The organism is Halodesulfovibrio oceani subsp. galateae, from assembly GCF_055397225.1.
Window position 1 is genome coordinate 289,679 of sequence record NZ_AP042453.1, and the last position, 18,691, is coordinate 308,369.

The 18,691-nt window shown below is 44.9% G+C and carries 17 protein-coding genes; 3 read left to right on the forward strand and 14 right to left on the reverse strand.

Annotated features, from left to right (window positions below):
* Positions 1-6: 6 nt before the first annotated feature.
* From ACZ5V1_RS01200 to ACZ5V1_RS01245, 10 genes are all read right to left on the reverse strand, one after another.
* The gene (locus ACZ5V1_RS01200; RefSeq protein ID WP_464390230.1) at positions 7-1,461 is read right to left on the reverse strand and encodes a pyridoxal phosphate-dependent decarboxylase family protein; all 1,455 of its coding nucleotides are present in this window, start codon (positions 1,459-1,461) and stop codon (positions 7-9) included.
* A gap of 20 nt (positions 1,462-1,481) precedes the next feature.
* Complete coding sequence (locus ACZ5V1_RS01205) at positions 1,482-2,285, reverse strand: phosphatidate cytidylyltransferase (protein WP_464390231.1); 804 nt, start codon at positions 2,283-2,285, stop codon at positions 1,482-1,484.
* Positions 2,278-3,021: an isoprenyl transferase gene (locus tag ACZ5V1_RS01210; RefSeq protein WP_464390232.1), complete on the reverse strand. Its 744-nt coding sequence runs from the start codon at positions 3,019-3,021 to the stop codon at positions 2,278-2,280. Before ACZ5V1_RS01210 ends, ACZ5V1_RS01205 begins: the two co-directional genes overlap by 8 nt.
* 169 nt (positions 3,022-3,190) lie before the next feature.
* Positions 3,191-3,745 carry a ribosome recycling factor gene (gene frr, locus ACZ5V1_RS01215; protein ID WP_464390233.1) on the reverse strand — a complete coding sequence of 185 codons (555 nt, stop codon included), beginning with the start codon at positions 3,743-3,745 and terminating at the stop codon, positions 3,191-3,193.
* Positions 3,746-3,747: 2 nt separating this feature from the next.
* Positions 3,748-4,464 carry a UMP kinase gene (pyrH, locus tag ACZ5V1_RS01220; protein WP_464385489.1) on the reverse strand — a complete coding sequence of 239 codons (717 nt, stop codon included), beginning with the start codon at positions 4,462-4,464 and terminating at the stop codon, positions 3,748-3,750.
* Positions 4,465-4,492: 28 nt separating this feature from the next.
* Positions 4,493-6,034, reverse strand: a complete 1,542-nt coding sequence (locus ACZ5V1_RS01225; RefSeq protein ID WP_464390234.1) for an aminotransferase class V-fold PLP-dependent enzyme — start codon at positions 6,032-6,034, stop codon at positions 4,493-4,495.
* A gap of 77 nt (positions 6,035-6,111) precedes the next feature.
* On the reverse strand, positions 6,112-6,879 hold the full coding sequence (locus ACZ5V1_RS01230; RefSeq protein WP_464390235.1) for a glycosyltransferase family 2 protein: 768 nt from the start codon (positions 6,877-6,879) through the stop codon (positions 6,112-6,114).
* 71 nt (positions 6,880-6,950) lie between these two features.
* A complete protein-coding gene (gene tsf / locus ACZ5V1_RS01235) occupies positions 6,951-7,766 on the reverse strand; it encodes a translation elongation factor Ts (RefSeq protein WP_464390236.1) in 816 nt (271 codons plus the stop codon).
* Positions 7,767-7,789: 23 nt separating this feature from the next.
* Positions 7,790-8,560, reverse strand: a complete 771-nt coding sequence (rpsB, locus tag ACZ5V1_RS01240; protein ID WP_160716814.1) for a 30S ribosomal protein S2 — start codon at positions 8,558-8,560, stop codon at positions 7,790-7,792.
* 227 nt (positions 8,561-8,787) lie between these two features.
* The gene (locus ACZ5V1_RS01245) at positions 8,788-9,570 is read right to left on the reverse strand and encodes a fumarylacetoacetate hydrolase family protein (protein ID WP_464390237.1); all 783 of its coding nucleotides are present in this window, start codon (positions 9,568-9,570) and stop codon (positions 8,788-8,790) included.
* 30 nt (positions 9,571-9,600) lie between these two features.
* Between ACZ5V1_RS01245 and ACZ5V1_RS01250 the strand changes: the two genes are divergently transcribed.
* The 3 genes from ACZ5V1_RS01250 (at position 9,601) to ACZ5V1_RS01260 (ending at position 12,137) form a co-directional block, all read left to right on the forward strand.
* Positions 9,601-10,371, forward strand: coding sequence for a hypothetical protein (locus ACZ5V1_RS01250; RefSeq protein WP_464390238.1), 771 nt, complete (start codon positions 9,601-9,603; stop codon positions 10,369-10,371).
* 165 nt (positions 10,372-10,536) lie between these two features.
* The gene (locus tag ACZ5V1_RS01255) at positions 10,537-11,121 is read left to right on the forward strand and encodes a hypothetical protein (RefSeq protein WP_464390239.1); all 585 of its coding nucleotides are present in this window, start codon (positions 10,537-10,539) and stop codon (positions 11,119-11,121) included.
* Between the two features lie 404 nt (positions 11,122-11,525).
* Complete coding sequence (locus ACZ5V1_RS01260; protein WP_464390240.1) at positions 11,526-12,137, forward strand: hypothetical protein; 612 nt, start codon at positions 11,526-11,528, stop codon at positions 12,135-12,137.
* Between the two features lie 61 nt (positions 12,138-12,198).
* Here the strand turns inward: ACZ5V1_RS01260 and ACZ5V1_RS01265 are convergent, their stop codons facing one another.
* The 4 genes from ACZ5V1_RS01265 to ACZ5V1_RS01280 all read right to left on the reverse strand — a co-directional run bounded on the left by ACZ5V1_RS01265 (position 12,199) and on the right by ACZ5V1_RS01280 (position 18,421).
* Positions 12,199-13,854, reverse strand: coding sequence for a ribonuclease J (locus tag ACZ5V1_RS01265; protein WP_464390241.1), 1,656 nt, complete (start codon positions 13,852-13,854; stop codon positions 12,199-12,201).
* Positions 13,833-14,567 (reverse strand): lysophospholipid acyltransferase family protein, encoded by a 735-nt coding sequence (locus tag ACZ5V1_RS01270; RefSeq protein ID WP_464390242.1) that lies wholly within the window; start codon positions 14,565-14,567, stop codon positions 13,833-13,835. The genes ACZ5V1_RS01265 and ACZ5V1_RS01270 overlap by 22 nt, the downstream gene beginning before the upstream one ends.
* Positions 14,568-14,818: 251 nt before the next feature.
* Positions 14,819-15,952 (reverse strand): diguanylate cyclase domain-containing protein, encoded by a 1,134-nt coding sequence (locus ACZ5V1_RS01275; RefSeq protein ID WP_464390243.1) that lies wholly within the window; start codon positions 15,950-15,952, stop codon positions 14,819-14,821.
* Between the two features lie 414 nt (positions 15,953-16,366).
* Positions 16,367-18,421: an elongation factor G gene (locus ACZ5V1_RS01280; RefSeq protein ID WP_464390244.1), complete on the reverse strand. Its 2,055-nt coding sequence runs from the start codon at positions 18,419-18,421 to the stop codon at positions 16,367-16,369.
* Between the last annotated feature and the right edge of the window lie 270 nt (positions 18,422-18,691).

The window sequence follows — 18,691 nt, forward strand, 5'->3', positions numbered from 1 at the left end:
GGTGTCCTAAGCGTGTTGAGCAGCAAGCGTTGCGCCTGTCTCGGTCATAAAGTTGTAAAGCAGCGTAATGTCTTCGTCAGTGGTGCGATGGTTGGCAACGCACAGACGGATAACGCCTTTGCCGCAAATGCGGGCAGGAGTCATAAAACCGAGACCACTCTTTTCCAATTCGCTTAAGATGGCAACCTGAAGGTTGTCCAGTTCCGCTTCTGACCATGAACAACAGTTGTCAGGAATATAGCGTGCGCAAGCCATGGATAGCTCAACGTCGCATACGGTTTCCCAGTTAGGAGAGTCCGTTGTGAGTTTGTGAAAAAGTTTTGCATGCTCATGGTTGCGATCCACAATTTCTGCAAGGCGTTTAACGCCGTATGTTTTGAAGGCAAACCATAGCTTGAGAGCTCGTCCCTGTCTGGAAAGCTGGAAGTTGGTGTTTTTCAAATCCCAGTCTGTTTCCTGACCAAGGTACACAGCCTTTGCTATAAAAGTTTCTTTTTGCTGTTTCTTATTTTTAAAGAGTGTGATGCCGCATTCAAGGGGAATGAAAAACCACTTGTGCGGGTCAACAGCAATAGAATCTGCACGGTCGATGCCGTCAAGAAGAGGGCGAAGTTTGTCTGAGATCATAGCAGCGCCGCCATACGAGGCGTCCACGTGCAGCCATAAATTCATATCTTCGCAGATGTCTGCAATGGCATTGAGTGGATCAACCGACCCTGTGGAAACTGCACCGGCCTGCGCAATAACACAGTACGGCTGCATACCAGCCATTCTGTCTGTCTCGACCATGCGGCGGAGCTCTTCAGGGATCATGCGACAGTTATCATCTGTAGGAACGCTGCGCACGTTGCTGTGCCCGATTCCGAGAAGCATGGCTGAACGATAAATGGACATATGCCCTTGATCGGAGACGTAGACAGTAAGGGGCTTGTCGAGAGCCTGCATTCCTTTGTCTGCAACTTCCGGAGCATGAGTGTGGCGTCCGACAGTCATTCCCATAAGGTTGGCAACAGTGCCGCCGGAAACAAGCGTTCCACCCCATGTGTCAGGATATCCAAACAGGTCGGCAAACCAGCCGAGCACAACTTTTTCTAAAATTGTAGCTGGCGGGCTGCCCTTATAGAGCAGCGGTGCCTGATTGAATCCGACGCTGAGTAATTCACCAAGAGTACCCGCAGGTGACGGGCTGGTGGTGATCCATGCCAGAAATCGGGGGTGTCCGATTCGGGTACATGCAGACTTGAAGGACTTTTCAACCTGATCAAGAACATCATCCGGTGACGTGCCATCCATAGGCATATCCTCAAACAAGGACTCTCTAATTTCTTCCATTGGAGTTTGTGTAACTACAGGCGCATCTGAAATGTGCTTGATGTAGTCACCAATGATAGAGGTAACCCGTTCGAGGTGGTCGTCTAAATGCTCAAGGTCAAGGGACTGGTGCTTATGTGTATCACCCATAAGTCATTCCTGTCTGATAGTTAAAAGAATGGATAAATGCTTTGTGCAAACCAGTAGGTAGGCAGCACAAGAAGAATTGAGTCAACACGATCAAGTACGCCGCCGTGACCCGGTAAGATTGCACCGGAATCTTTTACACCAACGGTTCTTTTGAGTGCAGATTCGAAAAAGTCACCAAGCTGTGATGCACAGTTAAGCATAATGCCGAGCATAATGAGAGCATACCAAGGGGCAGTTCCGAAGGTTAGCCCGATGCCGAGTGTGATTATGCAACAAGCGAGCATTCCACCAAGGGAACCTTCAACTGTTTTTTTCGGGCTGACGCGAGGCCAAATTTTGTTTTTACCGAAGAAGCGACCCGCGTAGAATCCACCAATATCTGATGCGAAAGCTGCGAACAGGACAAGGATGAGTTCCACACGTTGAAAGCTGAATGCTGCCTGTAAGAGCAGTGGCAGATAGAGGACACCGCCAGTAATAATTTGCGATTGGGTAAAATCTGCATCGTCACGCATGCTGATGCCGTATTTACCGAGAAAGGCAAAGTTACTGATCCAGAAAGTAAGCACAAGAAAGCCGATAACAACATTCGGCATGTTGAGGTACGACGCAATGAGGATAGCAATGCCCATGAGGCAGCCAATCAGTTTGAGTGTCATTTTCTCGTTGCGAGGCCAGAACATGGAGTAGAATTCGTACTGTCCTACAACACTTGCAGCAAGAAGCCCTGCGAGCAGTGCCCAGTCGCCAATAACGAGAACGGCAATAAGTAGGGGGAATGCAGCAAGTGCAGTCATCCAACGTTGTCTGTGTGAATTAGTCATTGTTAAGCTGGTCTCCAGTCTTTCCGAAGCGGCGTTCTCGTGCGGCGTAAGCCTTAAGCACGTCGTGGAATTCCTCAATAGAGAAATCCGGCCATAAAGTGTCGGTGAAATACATTTCGCTGTAAGCATGCTGGAAAAGCATGAAATTAGAAAGGCGAACCTCTCCACTCGTGCGGATCATCAAATCAGGATCAGGAACGCCGGAAGAGTAAAGTCTGGCGGCAAATGTTTCTTCAGTGATTTCGTCCGCAGAAATTGCATCAGTAGCCAGCTGCTTCGCAGCACGGATAATCTCATCTCTACCAGAATAGTTTAAGGCAAGATTAAGCGTCATAGAGGTATTCTTTTCGGTTTTTTTTATGGCGTGCTGCAAAGCGGTACGCGCAGCAAGCGGCAAATCACTCATTTCACCGAAAATGTTGAGCTTAATGTCTTGTTCAATCATGGAAGGAAGTTCTTTCTTCAAAAAGCTCACGAGCAATTCAAAAAGAAAACTGACTTCTTTTTTAGGACGAGACCAGTTTTCGCGTGAAAACGTATACAGGGTCACATGTTTGATACCCAGTTTACGGGATTCTCGCACAATACGCTGTACGGTGTCAGAGCCGGCACGATGTCCTGTCGTACGCTCGTCACCTTTACGCTTTGCCCAGCGTCCGTTTCCATCCATGATGAATGAAACATGTACAGGAAGAGCTTCAGGAGCTGCCCAGTCCAGTAATTGTGAATTTGACAAAACACACCTCAACATGCGTTTGAGTAGTAAAAGAAACGTTGAGTTATAAGGGGAAAGCCTGTCTTCCGTCAAGAAAGCGAATCCGGCGTGTCATCTCAATCTAACAAAAAAGGCCGGATGAAATATCCGGCCTTTTTATGACTGAAATTCAGCCGAAGCAATCAGGAAATTAAATTTCCATGATCTCTGCTTCTTTTTCACTGCCTTTTGAGTCTGCTTTTGCAACGAATGTGTCAGTAAGTTTCTGAACATCATCCTGACCGCGGTGGCAATCATCTTCGGAAATGTCTTTTGCTTTTTCAAGCTTCTTCATCTGCTCGTTAGCATCACGACGAACGTTACGGATAGCAATTTTTGCATCTTCAACGCTTTTCTTAGCTAATTTTACAAGCTCACGACGACGCTCTTCAGTCAGCATCGGAATAGAGATGCGGATGAGTTTACCGTCGTTCATTGGGTTCAGACCAAGGTCAGAGTTAATGATAGCTTTTTCTACGAGAGGAAAAGCACCTTTATCCCAAGGCTGAATAGTAAGGGTGCGGCTTTCTGGAACAGCAACGGATGCGAGCTGTCCAATAGGGGTTGGTGCGCCGTAGTAATCAACAATAATGTGATCTACAAGGCTGGCGTGTGCGCGACCGGTGCGTAAACGGGTAAATTCACGTTCCAGTGCAACTAACGCTTTTTCCATTCTGTCTTCGGCATCAAGTAAGATATCATCCATGATTAGCCTCCGTGTACGATTGTACCAACATCTTCGCCAAGAATAACTTTACGAACGTCACCCTTGAACAAGTTACAAACCAAAATTGGCACATTGTTTTCCATGCACAGCGAAATGGCAGTAGAATCCATTACTCGCAAGTTTTTCTGAAGCACCTCAATAAAGCTGAGGGACTTGTACATAACTGCATCTTCATTGGTTACAGGATCTTTATCATAAACGCCATCTACTTTGGTAGCTTTAATGATAGCTTCACATTTTAATTCCATACCACGCAGTGCTGCAGCGGTATCGGTAGTGAAAAACGGATTGCCGGTGCCGGCTGCACAAATAACAATGCGGCCTTTTTCCAAATGGCGTTCCGCACGGCGACGAATATACGGCTCGCATACTTCCTGCATGGTAATAGCAGAAAGAACGCGGGTCGGGTGACCGTGTTTTTCAAGGTGGTCCTGAACAGCAACTGCGTTCATCACGGTTGCCATCATACCCATGTAATCAGCAGAGGAACGTTCCATACCCTTTGCAGAGGAGGAAAGACCACGGAAAATGTTACCGCCGCCGATAACGAGAGCAATCTGCAATCCCATATCAGCGAGTTCAGCAATCTCAGCGCAGACGCCTGCAACTGTTTCCGGATCAATACCAAACTTGCCGTCGCCAGCAAGTGCTTCGCCGCTAAGTTTAATCAGCACGCGTTTAAATTTTAAACTTTCCATTAGTTCCCCATATGGTTTACGTGGCGGTCTAGTCTTCTACGGCATCAGACGCGAAATAATCTAGAATAGCCTTGATAACAAAATTGATTTCATCGGTAGTATGGTACGGGTCTAGAGGCAGGCTGATTTCGCAATCTGCCAGTTTTTCAGCAACAGGAAAATCTCCTGCTTTATACTGTAAGTGGCTGCAACAAGGCTGCAAATGCATAGCAATTGGATAGTGAATGTTGTAGCCAATATTTTTTTCTGTGAGATATTTGCAAAAAGAATCGCGCTTTTCTGCTGGAACCATGATCGGGAAAACATGCCAAACTGGTACCGAATGTTTATCTACCACAGGTAGTGCGATTTCTTCAATAGATGATAATTGGTCAAGATAGAGCGCAGCTAACTTTCGACGCTTTTCATTCCATTCTGGTAAGTTAGGGAGGAGGAACTGCAATAAGGCAGCCTGCATTTCATCAAGACGGGAGTTAAAGCCCACAATGTCGTGATGATACTTTACTGAGGCGCCATAGCTACGAAGCTGGCGAGCTGTATCTGCAATTTTCTTACTGCTTGTTGTTAAGCAGCCACCGTCTCCAAACCCACCGAGATTTTTTGTAGGATAGAAGCTGAATGCAGCAGCATCGGAAAGAGCTCCGCATGTGCCGCCTTTATATTCTGCACCATGTGCCTGACAGGCATCTTCAAAAACAAGTAAGTCATGTCGCTTTGCAACAGCATGAACTGCATCCATATCTGCCGGAATACCGTAAAGATGAGTCGGCAGAATGGCTTTCGTTTTTTCTGTGATTGCAGCTTCAATTTTATCGGGATTAATGTTGCCCCAAGTGCCAGATTCTACGAGAACAGGTGTTGCGCCAACGCGCAGTACCGCAAGAATTGTGGCAATAAAGCCGCCAGCACTCACGATGACTTCGTCACCGGCACCAATGTCTGAAGCTCGTAAGATGATTTCCAGTGCATCAAGTCCGTTGCCTGTTCCGATACAATATTTTGCGCCAGTCTCGGCAGCAAAAGACTTTTCGAATTTTTCAAGGCGTGGTCCCATGATGTAATGGGCTTCATCAAGCACATCTTCTGTTATTTGCTGTAACTGGAGACGAAATTCTTCGTAACGACGGTGCATAGCAAGGTAACCTACCTTGCTGATAACATTACGTTCCGCATCAAATGCATTAAACATCTGCTTGTCGTGGATATAGTCTTCAGGCTCGTAATCATCGGAAGCGAGTACCATAAGAACAGCATCTTTTGAAAAATCACTCATTTCCCGCCAGTATCCAGCAGGAACAAGGACACCTTTATTCGGAGAATCCAGTTCGAAGGAATATGTATTTCCATATCCTTCAAGCGAAAGCGTCACACTGCCTGAGGTCGCAACAATACATTGCTGAAGTTTTTTATGTCCGTGAAATCCACGGGCGTTATTATCTTCAATACTATGAATGTAGTATATACGGCGAATAGGAAAATTGAGGTGTGTGTTGGCTTGAATAACAGACAGAGAACCACTTTTTTCTGTTTTATGTGTTTCAATGTCGATAAGTTTTGGGATGTTGTTCATATCAATAACTCCTTAGTTAACTGGGAGACGTAAAAACTGGGGGATGTGAAAAAATGGAATCGTTGTTCGATTGCTTATCACTTTGCATCAAAAGGTGTGCCCCAGCTTCCTTCGTTAATACGGACGTATTTCAAGAACACATAAAAAAAGCCGTGCATTGCATTGATGAACCCGGCTTTTCCATCAAGCATACCAAGCTTGAAAAAGTAAATTTTTATAAAGCGCATTGTGGCATGAGCCAGTGCTACGGCGATACCGCCTTTGCGATTCTTTGCTCTTAGGTCTTCTGCACCTTCCTGAGCATAGAGATTTATCTTGCTGAGGTGATGAGAAAAACTTTCATAAGGATAATGCAGTATGTCAGCATCGATATCCTTAACTGTTCCAGATGACTTGAAGGATTCGTGTGAGCCACTTTGTGTCACTGTAAGCTTTTCAGGGCGGAAGATGCGAATCAACCTGTCAGGATACCATCCGGAGTGCTTCATGAAGCGGTTGTAGTACCAGTTGCGTCGACGGGGACGAAATGCGGTTATGGATGAATCTGCATTTTTGAGCTCGTTAAGGATTTCTGTCTTCAATTCTTCTGAGCAAATTTCATCTTGATCAAGTGAAATAATCCACTCGCTCTCAATGTTTTCGAGACCGAATTCAAACTGTTTTTTGAAGCCGCCCCATGGGTTTTGAAGAATGGTTGCCTTGTGATTTTTAGCAATGGATAGAGTCTCGTCTGAAGAAAAGGAATCAACAATGACAACTTTATCGCAAAAAGACAGTGATGTAAGGCACTTATCTAAAAGGCGGTCGCCGTTGTATGTGAGAACCAATCCAGTGATTGAAGGCATAGTTTTTTCCTTAAAAAAAGGGGGAGAGAAAACTCTCCCCCCTTATAAGCTGTTAGATTACCGTAGGTTCTCTATTCAGCGTCTTCTTCTTTAGCAGCGTCTTCACCAAGTTCGAAACGAGCGAAAGAAGCAATAGATGCGCCCTTGAGAAGGTCGCGAATAGTCATTTTGTCGTCACGGATGTAAGGCTGGTTTACAAGGGTAATTTCCTTGAAGAATTTAGCCATACGACCGTCAACAATTTTGTCTACGATGTTCTCAGGCTTACCCTCTTCGAGGGTTTTCTGACGCTGAACTTCGCGTTCGCGAGCAACGAGCTCTGCAGGAACTGCAGTTTCGTCGATAGCTACTGGGTTGGTTGCAGCAATCTGCATTGCAACGCCTTTAGCCATGTCAGCATCGTCAGAACCGAGGATCTCTACGAGAACGCCGATTTTGCCGTTTGAGTGAATGTAGGAGCCGATGATGCCTTCGCCGGAAAGTTCCATGCGGTGAGCACGGCCAGCGGACATGTTTTCACCGAGAGTAGCGATAGCATCGTTAACTTCAGCTTCAACACGTGTGGCAAAATCTTCAGCACCATTTTCGAGAACGTCAGCAGCAAATTTAGCAGCGATATCCTGGAACTTGTCGTTGCGAGCAACGAAGTCAGTTTCGCATTTAAATTCAGCAATAGCAGCGCGGTTAGCTTCAACTACGCAACCAACGAGACCTTCAGAGGTAGCGCGACCTGCTTTTTTAGCAGCTTTGGACAGACCCTTCTGGCGGAGCCAGTCGAGTGCTGCAGCTTCATCTGCGTCGTTTTCTACGAGTGCTTTTTTGCAGTCCATCATGCCGGCGCCAGTTTTTTCGCGCAGGCTCTTAACCATAGCAGCAGTAATAGCCATGATCTATTCTCCCTCTGAGTGAATTATTCGGATGCGGTAGCGGTTGCAGCAGCAGCTTCTTCAGCTTCAGCAGCTTTAACCATTTCAGCTTCAGCGTCTTTGCCATCTTTAGACATAGCGCCGCCTTCTGCACATGCGTCAGCAATGTGAGAAACGAAAAGCTTAATAGCGCGGATAGCGTCGTCGTTACCTGGAATGATGTAATCAATCACGTCAGGATCGCAGTTAGAGTCAGTTACTGCTACGATTGGAATACCGAGTTTACGGCATTCTTTAACAGCGATGTCTTCACGCTTAGGGTCAACAATGAAAGCGAGCTGTGGCAGGCGTTCCATGTTTTTAATACCACCAAGAGTAGCTTCGAGTTTGTCCATTTCGCGACGCAGACGAAGGATTTCTTTCTTCTGGTAGCGGTTGACGGTGCCGTCATCGAACATGATCTCGAGCTTTTTGAGGCGGTCAATAGACTTGCGGATTGTCTGGAAGTTGGTGAGTGTACCACCCATCCAGCGGTTGGTTACGTAGTACTGATCGGAACGAGCAGCTTCAGTTTTCACAGCTTCGTGAGCCTGACGCTTTGTACCGATGAAGATAACTTTGCCGCCATTGGCAACAGTTTCTACTACTTTGTCGTGAGCACGACGGTACAGTTTTACAGTCTGCTGGAGGTCCATGATATGGATGCCGTTGCGAGCGCCGAAAATGAACGGACGCATTTTTGGGTTCCAACGACGAGTCTGGTGACCAAAGTGAACACCAGTTTCCAACATTTGTTTCATAGTTACGTAAGCCATTGTAATCTCCTTCAATGGGTTTTTCTTCCACCCCGTGCCAAGTCCCTCCACCTCAAGAATCTTACGAATTCTCAAGGCACCCAGGGAAGATGCATCGGAGTGTGCTTTGTATTAAAAGGCAGGGATACATACTGCGAATAAATGAGTTTGGCAAGCATTCTTGCCGTTCATTCGCATTTTTTATGTATGACGATCTCCTCGCCACTTTTTTTACTGTATCGCAGAATCTACTGAACAGGAAGCCCTGACGAGTCCTTCCGCTGGATGAAGTTTTTAACCGGATTGATAAGGGTGCCGATGCCGTCAATCTCTACCTGCACTTCATCGCCTTCTTTTAGAGGGCCGACTCCATGCGGGGTTCCCGTTAAAATTACATCACCGGGTAGCAGCGTCATTACATGAGAAATATCTGCTACAAGCTCGTGTGGACTGAATAGCATGTCTGAGGTGTTGCCCTGTTGGATGATCTGATCATTTTTATAGAGCTTCACAGAAAGGTCTGAAGGGTCTGGGATATGGGTTTCAAGCCATGGGCCTATAGGCAGGAATGTGTCGAACCCTTTGCATCTGCCGAACATACCATCACTTTTTTGCAAATCGCGGGCTGTCACATCGTTGGCACAGGTGTAGCCGAAGATGTATTCCGGTACTGCCTGAGGAGAGAGAAAGCGTGCTTCCCGTCCTATAATAATGGCAAGCTCTGCTTCGTGGTCTACCCGTGTCGATTGCGGTGGGATGTATATCGGCTGACCAGTATTAATGATGCAGGACGGTGGTTTGAGGAAAAACATAGGCTCTTCCGGTAGCGGCATTCCAAGCTCTGCTGCGTGATCTTTGTAATTGAGTCCGACGCACACAACCTTTGATGGAGTCACTAAGGGAAGAAGTTGTGCCTCTTCCAGTGGAAACCGTTCTGAAATTCCGATGTGCGGAGTGAGGCAGCGCAAGAGTCCGTCTTCGAGAGCTGCGTAGAATGTTTTATATTGGTAATGGACTCGAACTATTTTCATGACACACTCCTATAATGATATTTGTATCTTATGACAGAATGTATTGGTCGAAACTATGATTACGACAGCATTGTGCCTACAATTTCTATGCTGCTGGTAACGGATGTGCAAATCTTGGTCATTATGGCAAAAAAAGTGTTACATTATCTTCTTTTTATGTACGATTACCCAGTTTATCCAATTATTATAGGATATGTTTTTGAATGTAATTTCAGTCTGATATATACGAATTTTTTTTCTGCCCGTCAGGAGTCCGTAATGTTTGAGCCTGCTTTGATTGATAGGTTTTTACCTGAGTACACATTTAATGAATGTCACGAAATTATCGTGAACAGTCCTATTGAAGAAGTGTACGAAGTAACAAAAAATGTAGACCTTTCAAAATCTACATTGATCGTGACTCTATTTAAACTCCGTGGCTTACCTACACGTAGAATGACATTGCAGGGGATTATTGACGATCTCGGATTTTCACGCCTTGCAGAAAACTATCCTATTGAACACCTAATCGGCTTTTTGGCAAATAGTCGCGTTGTTCCTATTTCTGATGCGAAAGAGTTTCTAGCACATTCGTTTTCGGCCAAAGTAAAAGTCGCATGCAACTTCAGTTTATTTGAAATTAGTCCGGGACTGACAAAGGTTAGAACCGAAACACGAATTCTTTGCTTGTCTAGCGTGACACGCAGATTTTTTAAAGCATATTGGGTGGTTTTTAAGCCATTCAGTTCCATGATCCGAAAACGCATGTTGAAGATAGTGAAACGGCAGTCTGAATTGATAGGGTGGAATTGTTATTTATAGATAGAAATAAATGCTGATGCCCATTTTTATAGCCATAGCAAGAGGCCATTCTTGTGAACGAGGTCGGAGTTAGCCTCATCAGAATTAGATGATATAAATGAGATGATGCAAGCGGTGTGCTACTCCTGAGAATACCGCAACGCTTTATGCAATACAGGAGGACGTATGCCACAGATGAGTGAAACCGGAATGCTGGCAATGGTGCTGATTTGTTTAGCCGGATTTGTGTTGTATTCCATAGTAGTAATCCTGCCTTGCTGGATTATTGCTAAACGAAAAAATATTGCACCTCGTTGGTGGAACTGGGTGATTCCTCTGTGGAACCTGTATATTGCATTTCGCATCGGGAACGGATCATTAAAGAACTTGTTTCTCTCATTGGTGTTTTTTCTAGCTGGCATTGGTGCCTTTGCACTACAGGAACAAGCTCAGTTCTTTGCGATAGCAGGGATTGTGCTTTTTGTTTTGTCGCTCGTAGTTGGGATATATGTCGCCTATAACTGGTTACGAAACATCAGTATTCTTGCCGGAAGGCATCCGATGCTTCTTCCAATGGTGATGCTTGTTATTCCGTGTGTTTTAGCATTGGCTGGTGGCGCACTTGTTAGTCAGGGTGTCATTTCGCCAATGGAAGTAAGAGGATCAGAAAATCTTATCAGCTTTGTTACGTGGATCATCTTTATGATTATTGCATTGCGAACACCACGGAGCAATCAGGCTGAGCCGGACTTCATTCTCGGTAAGGAATAGACGTTATGCGCGTTAGCCTCCTGCGGTAACTAAATATGATGTAGCAGAAAGCAATTTTACAGCAAAAAAAAACCCCCTTGTACTATCCAAGATCGTACAAGGGGGTTTTTGTATGAAGATAACGAAAGTACCTTGTCGCTATTTCTAACATCTTTTTTCCAGTTGTTTTTAATCACACAGTAGACAGTTTTGACAGCTTGCGATAAATGGTATCGGCTTTTATATAATTAAATAGAAAAGTATGTGTGCTTGTCTATAGTTTTCTGTGTAACTGTCGAAAGTATTGAGTAATTCAGAAAATCTCGAATTACGTTCTGTGTGGCTTACATTGTAGATATATTTATTATGCAATGTATTACGTTATAGAAAATTTTGTTCAGTGAATTGTTTGATGGAGATTAATAATGTTTGAATCCGATGCTGTTAGCGAGGTGCTATCATTTCTACTGACGATTCTTGCTCATATAATGTTGGTAATCCCTTGTTGGATTTTAGCACTACGCAGGAACGTCGCCCCCCATTGGATTCATTGGGTTATTCCCTATTGGAATCTGTTTACAGCTTATAAAGTCGGTAAAGGGGCACTGAAAGATATGTTAATAACAATAGTACCTTTCTTCGTGTTGTGCCCACTTTTAATTTATGTGCCTGGTGGTGTAGTAGCATTCGCTATGGCGATAGGTAATGGCTTTGAGGGAATGTCTCTTATGGTAGCGTTAACCTGTATTCTTTTTTTTCTTTCCATTGTTGTTTATGGATTATTGCTATCTTCAACTTGGAAGTGGGCTAAAAATATAAGTGTGTTGGCTGGATTTCAGCCAATAGTTCTTGGTGTTTTGTTAGCCATTGTGCCTATTGGTGTTCCAGTGGTGTGCGGTCTTTTTTCGCTGGATGGTTTGATTTCATTACGTGTAGCAGTGGCTATTAGTCTGTTAACCTTTGTGCTGGCTTGGGTAGCTTTTTTAGTTATCGCGCTTCGTACCCCTAAGGTGGGGTGCTTAGTCGATTCAGTATAATCAAAGAATAAAAAAAGCCCCGTCCGAATATATTCGGGCGGGGCTTTTTTTACGTGTAATTTTAGACCATCGTAATAACCGGAACGACAACAGGGTCGCGTTCCAGCACTTTGCGGAAGAATCGGCGAAGACCGGAACGTATTCTGTCTTGCAGTAACTGGATGTCTTCAGGGCCGATGTTTTCAAGGAGTTCCAGAATGATGCATTTAGCGTCTTCCAGAACGTGATCGAAATGAGCCTCAAAGATAAAGCCTTTAGAAACGATGGTAGGGCCGTGCAGTATCTCCCAGAGCTGTTCGTCCAGCACCATGAAGACCACAACCATTCCTTCTCCGCCAAGAATCTGGCGTTCTTTCAATACGGTGAGTCCCACATCTCCGACACCTTTACCGTCTACAAGAATTTCTTCAAGTTCGAGCGGTTTCTCTCGGGTGAGGGTGCCTTCACATAAGGTGACAGGCTGACCGTCTTCAACAATAAATGTATTTTCTTCCTCAACACCACACTGCTGTGCAAGACGGCAATGTTTTACCAGATGACGGTATTCACCGTGAACTGGAATGAAGTGTTTAGGAGCAACCGTATTCAGCATTTCACTCAGTTCATCGCGGTAGGCGTGCCCTGATGCGTGAATATTGCGGAAGCTTTCATAAAAAACTTCTGCACCCATGCGGTACATGTCGTTAATCATGCGAGTAATCGCAAGGGTGTTACCCGGAATAAAACGGGATGACATTACAACTGTATCGCCTTCCTGAATTGCAAGGTGTCTATGTTCACCACGGGCAATTCGGGAGAGTGCAGAAAGCGGTTCACCCTGTGAGCCGGTAAGGAGCAGCACTGTTTCTTCGTCCGGCAATTCCGGCATATCTCGTGTGTCCATGTACAGTGGAGTACGAATACGAAGGAAGCCTAAATTATCGGCGATTTCTATGTTTTTAACTAGGCTGCGGCCGGATACGGCGATCTTACGACCGTAACGGGCAGAAATATCGAGAACCTGCTGGATCCTCTGGATGTGGCTGGAGAATAGAGTGACAATGATGCGTCCCTTTGCGTTGGCAAAGAGATCTTCAAATGCACCTTTAATATCACGTTCGCTTAATGAATGACCTTCACGCTCAATGTTTGTTGAGTCGGAAAGAAGAAGTTCAACTCCGTCTTCAGAAAAAGCTTTGAAGCCTTCGAGGTCTGTGCGGTGGTTATCAATTGGAGTCTTATCGAGTTTGAAGTCACCGGTGTGAACAATTTTGCCAGCCGGAGTCTCAACACCGAATCCATATCCATCGACGATGGAGTGGCAAACAGGGAAGAAGTTGAAGGCCAGATCCCCAAGCTCTAAACGTTCTCGTGGAGCTACAGGGATAAGCTTTGTGCGGTGGAGCAGTTCTGCTTCACGCAATTTCCCTTCAACAAGGGCGAGGGTAAATGGAGAGCCGTAAATAGGCACACTGAGCCAGCGGATAAGCCATGGAAGTGCACCAATGTGATCTTCATGTCCGTGGGTGAGCACAATGCCTTTGACTTTATCTTTCTGCTTAAGAATATGCTCAAATTGCGGAATAACAACATCGACACCAAGATGGTAGTCGTGGGGGAACATGAGACCACAGTCTACGACAACGGTAGTTGTTTCTGTAGACCACATGGTACAGTTCATACCGATTTCGCCCATGCCGCCCAACGGCGTAAGTGTTACGCTTGGTTTTTGTGACATGCGCGCATCTCCATGTATTTTTTGTTCATGTGCTCACGGAGCATGTCGCTAAACTCGTTACGCTGCTTAACGGTATATTCAGCGGTGCTGATAGGGTCCATTGCTGTAATATAGACGTTTTTTCGTTTGCTGAGCTTCACGCGCCCTTTTGGCAGAATGTCACCGCTACCTTCAATAATAACTGGTACAATAGGAACACCGGCTTTAAGAGCCAGCATAATAGCACCGGTTTTGAATTCACCGAGTTCGTCAAACTGCTGTTGGCGTGTGCCTTCTGGAAATATAATGACAGAGCGACCATTACGGATTGTTGTGGCAGCATCTTCAAGAGATTTCATTGCGGCTCGTCTGTTGCTGCGATCAACCGAAATGTTACCGAACAATCTGAAACAACGTCCGATGAGCGGCAGCTCCTGAAGACTCTTTTTTGCCATAAATGCAGGAAGTGCCTTTGCCAACGCAACGGTTGAAAGCGGGATATCGAATTGACTTTGATGGTTGGCAACAAAAATTACCGGTTCATCAGTTGGTATATTATCTGTGTCTGTAATGAGCTTTATTTGCGAACAAAAGCGAGCAGATTTGCACCAGAATAGTCCAAAGTGTCGAACCATTTCTCCGGAGTTATTTAATGCTGCTGCAATCGGCATAAAAATACAGACGTAAAGTGTCGTAATTAGAAAGGAAAAATAAAACCAGATTGTGCGTATCATACGTTTTCCAAATAAAAAGTGAGCTGGTAAATAAAAACAAAATCAGCGCCAGACTCAAGTTTAGAAAGCCGGGGCGCATTGTAATGATGCGGTGCTTGTAGCACGGAGGGGGAAGAAGCCGTTAGCACTTTATTGTGTTAGAAAATTTTCAATTGCGAAAGCAGGTTGGATAAAGACGTGAGATTTTTGATTTGATGAAAGAAAAAAGGCCAACTTTTATCGATAACTGCAATAAAAGTTGGCCAACATTTTTAAATTATCGGGTAAAAGTCTTCTTTTTCGGGTTTCGTAGTTTCGTCTGAATATACAGTTATGTAATGCCCTGACTGATTTTTTGATGAATACATGGCGTTATCAGCTCTCTTGATTAGCGAGTCGGTATCAAGCCCTGAATCCGGGATGAATTCTGCAAGACCGATGCTCATGGTAACAATGCAGTCAGGATCAATTTTTGAAAAAACGTTTATGAGCCTTTTACAGACTGTTTGAGCTTCCTCGGCGGAAGCATTTGGGAGAATCATACAGAACTCGTCTCCGCCATATCTTGCGCCGATATCTTCGTCTCGCAAAATTTGTTTTACTGCGGTTGCAACATTTGTAAGAACTTGATCACCGAACTTGTGCCCATGAGTGTCGTTGGCCTTTTTGAAGTTATCCAGATCAAAATAGCAAAGCGTGAACGTGTCAGCGCGTCTCTGAGACCTAGACAGTTCGGTACCAAGATATTCATAAAATGTTCGTTGATTGTACAGACCGGTCAGGCCGTCTTTGCTAGCTTGTTCGGCTAATTCTTTTGTACGGCTTGCAATAGTGCCCTCAAGCTCCCGTGCGTATATTTCGAGGTCCTCTTTACTACGGTTAACCTCATTAACCAGTCCTTGAATGTATGTATCAAAAACCAATACAAGATCAAAGAGCATTAGGTTTTCCAATGAACTTATACGACTAGTACAAAGTTCGCATAATTTCTCGTTGTTCTGTTCGCGTACTTTGGCTCGCAATATTTTACTGAGTATTTTATACGCTGCGATGTAAAGTTTTGGAGGAACTCCAATACGTTTATGAACAAGCCCGATACGAAGGCGGGTTTGAACATACTCCATATCGTACGGTCCTTCAAAGAGTGAACGAAGATAACCTTGCAAGTGATTTTTAAGGCGATACAGGCTTTCGGCATCACCAATTACTTGCGATACTCCTTCGACTTCTACAAGTTCTATATAGAAACTAGTTACGATCTTTTCTAAATCAGAGAGTATGAAAGGCTTAACTTCCTGTAAGTTCAGAATATCTTCTTCTGAAAGATGAAAGATTTTTTTCCGTCTGATAATTTCATGGGCAGTAATTCGTAATTGCTCATCTAACGTTAAGTCTGTCGGCTTCATGATTCCTCCGGTAGCCTGATCATGGTCTCTTCTCGAGATACGTTATCGTGTCGGCCGATTGTTTTGTAGGCTTTCCGTAAAGCATATGGGCTCTAAGCGGAGCTCCATATGATAAGCTTTTTTGTGGTGAAGTCTCTCGTTAAAGGACTAAAAGTTGGCTACCGATCATATATGGTTGCGGATAACGAAAGTTGAGCCCGGGCTTTGAATGAGAGAATTAAAGTTTGGGATAGGATGATAAACTGGACTTGTCAGCGATGGACGATGCATAGTTTTGATGCGTGACACTGTTATAGCAACTTGTTGGGCAGTATGCTTTTTCAGAACCAAAAGCCCCCTCATCAAAAGATGAGAGGGCTTTCTTATTATTCCCACAATAACGAGGACTTTTCTTTTAGTTGGCGGTTTGGATCACTAGCTAGCTTGTTTTTCGGCAACAACTTTATCAATTACTGGAGGTGGTGCCTCTTCGTAATGGTCAAATTCCATTGTGAAAACACCCTGACCGCCGGTAATAGAGCGGAGGTCTGGAGCATAGCGGAGTACTTCGCCCATTGGAACATGTGCTTTAATTTCCGTGATGCCTGTTTTTGAGTCAGAACCAAGTACTTTGCCACGCCGTGAAGATAAATCACCGATTACGTCACCCATAAATTCATCAGGGATATGTACGGTCATTAATACAATCGGTTCAAGCAATGTTGGTTTTACCTGATCCAGTGCACCCCTAAGTGCAAGGGAGCCGGCGATTTTAAAGGCCATCTCTGAGGAGTCTACGTTGTGGTATGAACCATCATAGAGCCGTACTTTAAAGTCAACGAGAGGGTACCCTGCAAGGCAGCCACGGTGCGCAGCTTCTTGAATGCCTTTATCCACTGCAGGGATGTACTGACGAGGGATAACGCCACCAACGATGGCATTTTCAAACTCGTAGCCGAAGCCCTGCGGCATTCCTTCAATTTCAATCCAGCAATCGCCGAACTGTCCGCGTCCACCAGACTGTTTCTTATGTCTGCCTTGAACCTGTGCTTTACCTTTTATGGTTTCACGGTACGGAATTTTAGGGGTCTTCAAAACCATGTCGCATTTGTAACGGCGCATGGCGCGTTCGACGCTAGTTTCAATGTGCAGCTGTCCCATACCGGAGAGCAGAATGTCGCTTGATTCTGCATCGCGGGAAAGGGTGAGGGTAATGTCCTCATCAAGTAATCTTTGGACAGCTGTGTAAATCTTATCTTCATCGCCTTTCTCTTTAGGAGCAATAGCATATGATATAAGATTAGGAGGAAGTGCCGGCATAAGAACTTTAAAAGTAGCTTTAGGATCTGCCAGTGTATCGCCTGTTTTTGTAGCTTTAAGCTTAGGAACAGCGATAATAGAACCCGGGCCAATTTCGCCCTTGGCTGGTTCAGATTCTTTACCATTCATAAATAATGGGGACCCGATACGTTCAGTCTCACTCTGAGTAACATTTTTCAGAGTTGCGTCGCCGTTAAATGAGCCGGACAGAACGCGCATGATGGAGAGCTGACCTGAGAAAGGATCTGACAAGGTTTTAAAGGTAAGTAAAGCCAACGGCTCATCTGGAGAAGATAGGCGTTCGTTGCCTTCTTCATCCATCCATGGAGCGTGTTGCAGAGGTGAAGGCAATAAGTCTTGTACGGCATTGAGAAGTTCAGCACCACCACGGTTTTCCAGGGAAGACCCGAGCATAACCGGAATAAGTTCACGCGAGAGCACGCCGTCACGTAAGCCAGTTGTGATTTCTTCTTGAGATAGTTCGCCTGTCTCAAGGTAGTTTTCCATCAGTTCTTCATTACTTTCTGCAATGTTTTCGATAGTCGTTTCGCGAAGCATGGATACTTCATCGGAAAGATTTTCAGGCACATCGCCTTCTGTTGCTGTTCCATCTTCATTAAAGAAGAATGCTTTGTTGTTAAGAACATCAACGTACCCTTTAAAATCGTCACCCTGACCGATTGGCATTTGTAGTAAAACAGGGCGGATTCCAAGGATTGAAGACAACCCGTTAAAGGCCGTGTCAAAATCTGCGCGATCGCGATCCATCTTGTTAATGAAGACGATAGAAGGAAGGTTTGCGTCTTGAACAAAGTTCCAAAGACGGCTTGTAAGTGGGCGGACGCCATCAACTGCGTCAATAACAAAAACGGCGCCATCAACCCCGAACAATAGGTGGTTAATGTCGCCTACAAAGTTATTGTCGCCCGGGACGTCCATAAGGAAGTGGCGATTTTTGTTCCAGTCAATGGTGGCAAAGCCAGGTTGAATAGACCCCCTGCGCTTTACTTCCTCTGGTTCATAGTCGAGCGAAGTGGTGCCTTCTTCAATTTTCCCAAGGCGATTGATAACCCCGGACTGAAACATAAGCATTTCAGCCAGCGAGGTTTTTCCACTTCCTCCCGTGCCCACAAGGGCATAAGTTCTCTGAGAATCAAGTGTCTTGGCCATATACCTTCTCCCTTATGTAGTTTTAGGGGATTATGCTTGCTAAGAATGCAAACTACGGTGTTCCATAACTTGTCTAGAGGGGGTACCAATGTGCTGTTTTAGGGGGCACCCCTATGGTGTCACCTTGTATAACGTGGCGGTACTTGTCAACCTTTCAGACGAAATTTTCAAATTCTCAGACGGATACGTACCTTTATGTTGAATTTTATCGTAACTTGTAGAAATATAATCCGTCATTAATTTTTGGTTACGACAATACTGCTGATCTGG

What these genes read in the sequence shown, in the direction of transcription:
- ACZ5V1_RS01205 (WP_464390231.1), bottom strand. Translation starts at nt 2,285, where the DNA reads ATGACTAATTCACACAGACAACGTTGGATGACTGCACTTGCTGCATTC.
- pyrH (WP_464385489.1), bottom strand. Translation starts at nt 4,464, where the DNA reads ATGGAAAGTTTAAAATTTAAACGCGTGCTGATTAAACTTAGCGGCGAA.
- ACZ5V1_RS01245 (WP_464390237.1), bottom strand. Translation starts at nt 9,570, where the DNA reads ATGAAAATAGTTCGAGTCCATTACCAATATAAAACATTCTACGCAGCT.
- ACZ5V1_RS01200 (WP_464390230.1), bottom strand. Translation starts at nt 1,461, where the DNA reads ATGGGTGATACACATAAGCACCAGTCCCTTGACCTTGAGCATTTAGAC.
- tsf (WP_464390236.1), bottom strand. Translation starts at nt 7,766, where the DNA reads ATGGCTATTACTGCTGCTATGGTTAAGAGCCTGCGCGAAAAAACTGGC.
- ACZ5V1_RS01270 (WP_464390242.1), bottom strand. Translation starts at nt 14,567, where the DNA reads ATGATACGCACAATCTGGTTTTATTTTTCCTTTCTAATTACGACACTT.
- ACZ5V1_RS01230 (WP_464390235.1), bottom strand. Translation starts at nt 6,879, where the DNA reads ATGCCTTCAATCACTGGATTGGTTCTCACATACAACGGCGACCGCCTT.
- ACZ5V1_RS01255 (WP_464390239.1), top strand. Translation starts at nt 10,537, where the DNA reads ATGCCACAGATGAGTGAAACCGGAATGCTGGCAATGGTGCTGATTTGT.
- ACZ5V1_RS01225 (WP_464390234.1), bottom strand. Translation starts at nt 6,034, where the DNA reads ATGAACAACATCCCAAAACTTATCGACATTGAAACACATAAAACAGAA.
- frr (WP_464390233.1), bottom strand. Translation starts at nt 3,745, where the DNA reads ATGGATGATATCTTACTTGATGCCGAAGACAGAATGGAAAAAGCGTTA.
- rpsB (WP_160716814.1), bottom strand. Translation starts at nt 8,560, where the DNA reads ATGGCTTACGTAACTATGAAACAAATGTTGGAAACTGGTGTTCACTTT.
- ACZ5V1_RS01250 (WP_464390238.1), top strand. Translation starts at nt 9,601, where the DNA reads ATGACAGAATGTATTGGTCGAAACTATGATTACGACAGCATTGTGCCT.
- ACZ5V1_RS01260 (WP_464390240.1), top strand. Translation starts at nt 11,526, where the DNA reads ATGTTTGAATCCGATGCTGTTAGCGAGGTGCTATCATTTCTACTGACG.
- ACZ5V1_RS01265 (WP_464390241.1), bottom strand. Translation starts at nt 13,854, where the DNA reads ATGTCACAAAAACCAAGCGTAACACTTACGCCGTTGGGCGGCATGGGC.
- ACZ5V1_RS01275 (WP_464390243.1), bottom strand. Translation starts at nt 15,952, where the DNA reads ATGAAGCCGACAGACTTAACGTTAGATGAGCAATTACGAATTACTGCC.
- ACZ5V1_RS01280 (WP_464390244.1), bottom strand. Translation starts at nt 18,421, where the DNA reads ATGGCCAAGACACTTGATTCTCAGAGAACTTATGCCCTTGTGGGCACG.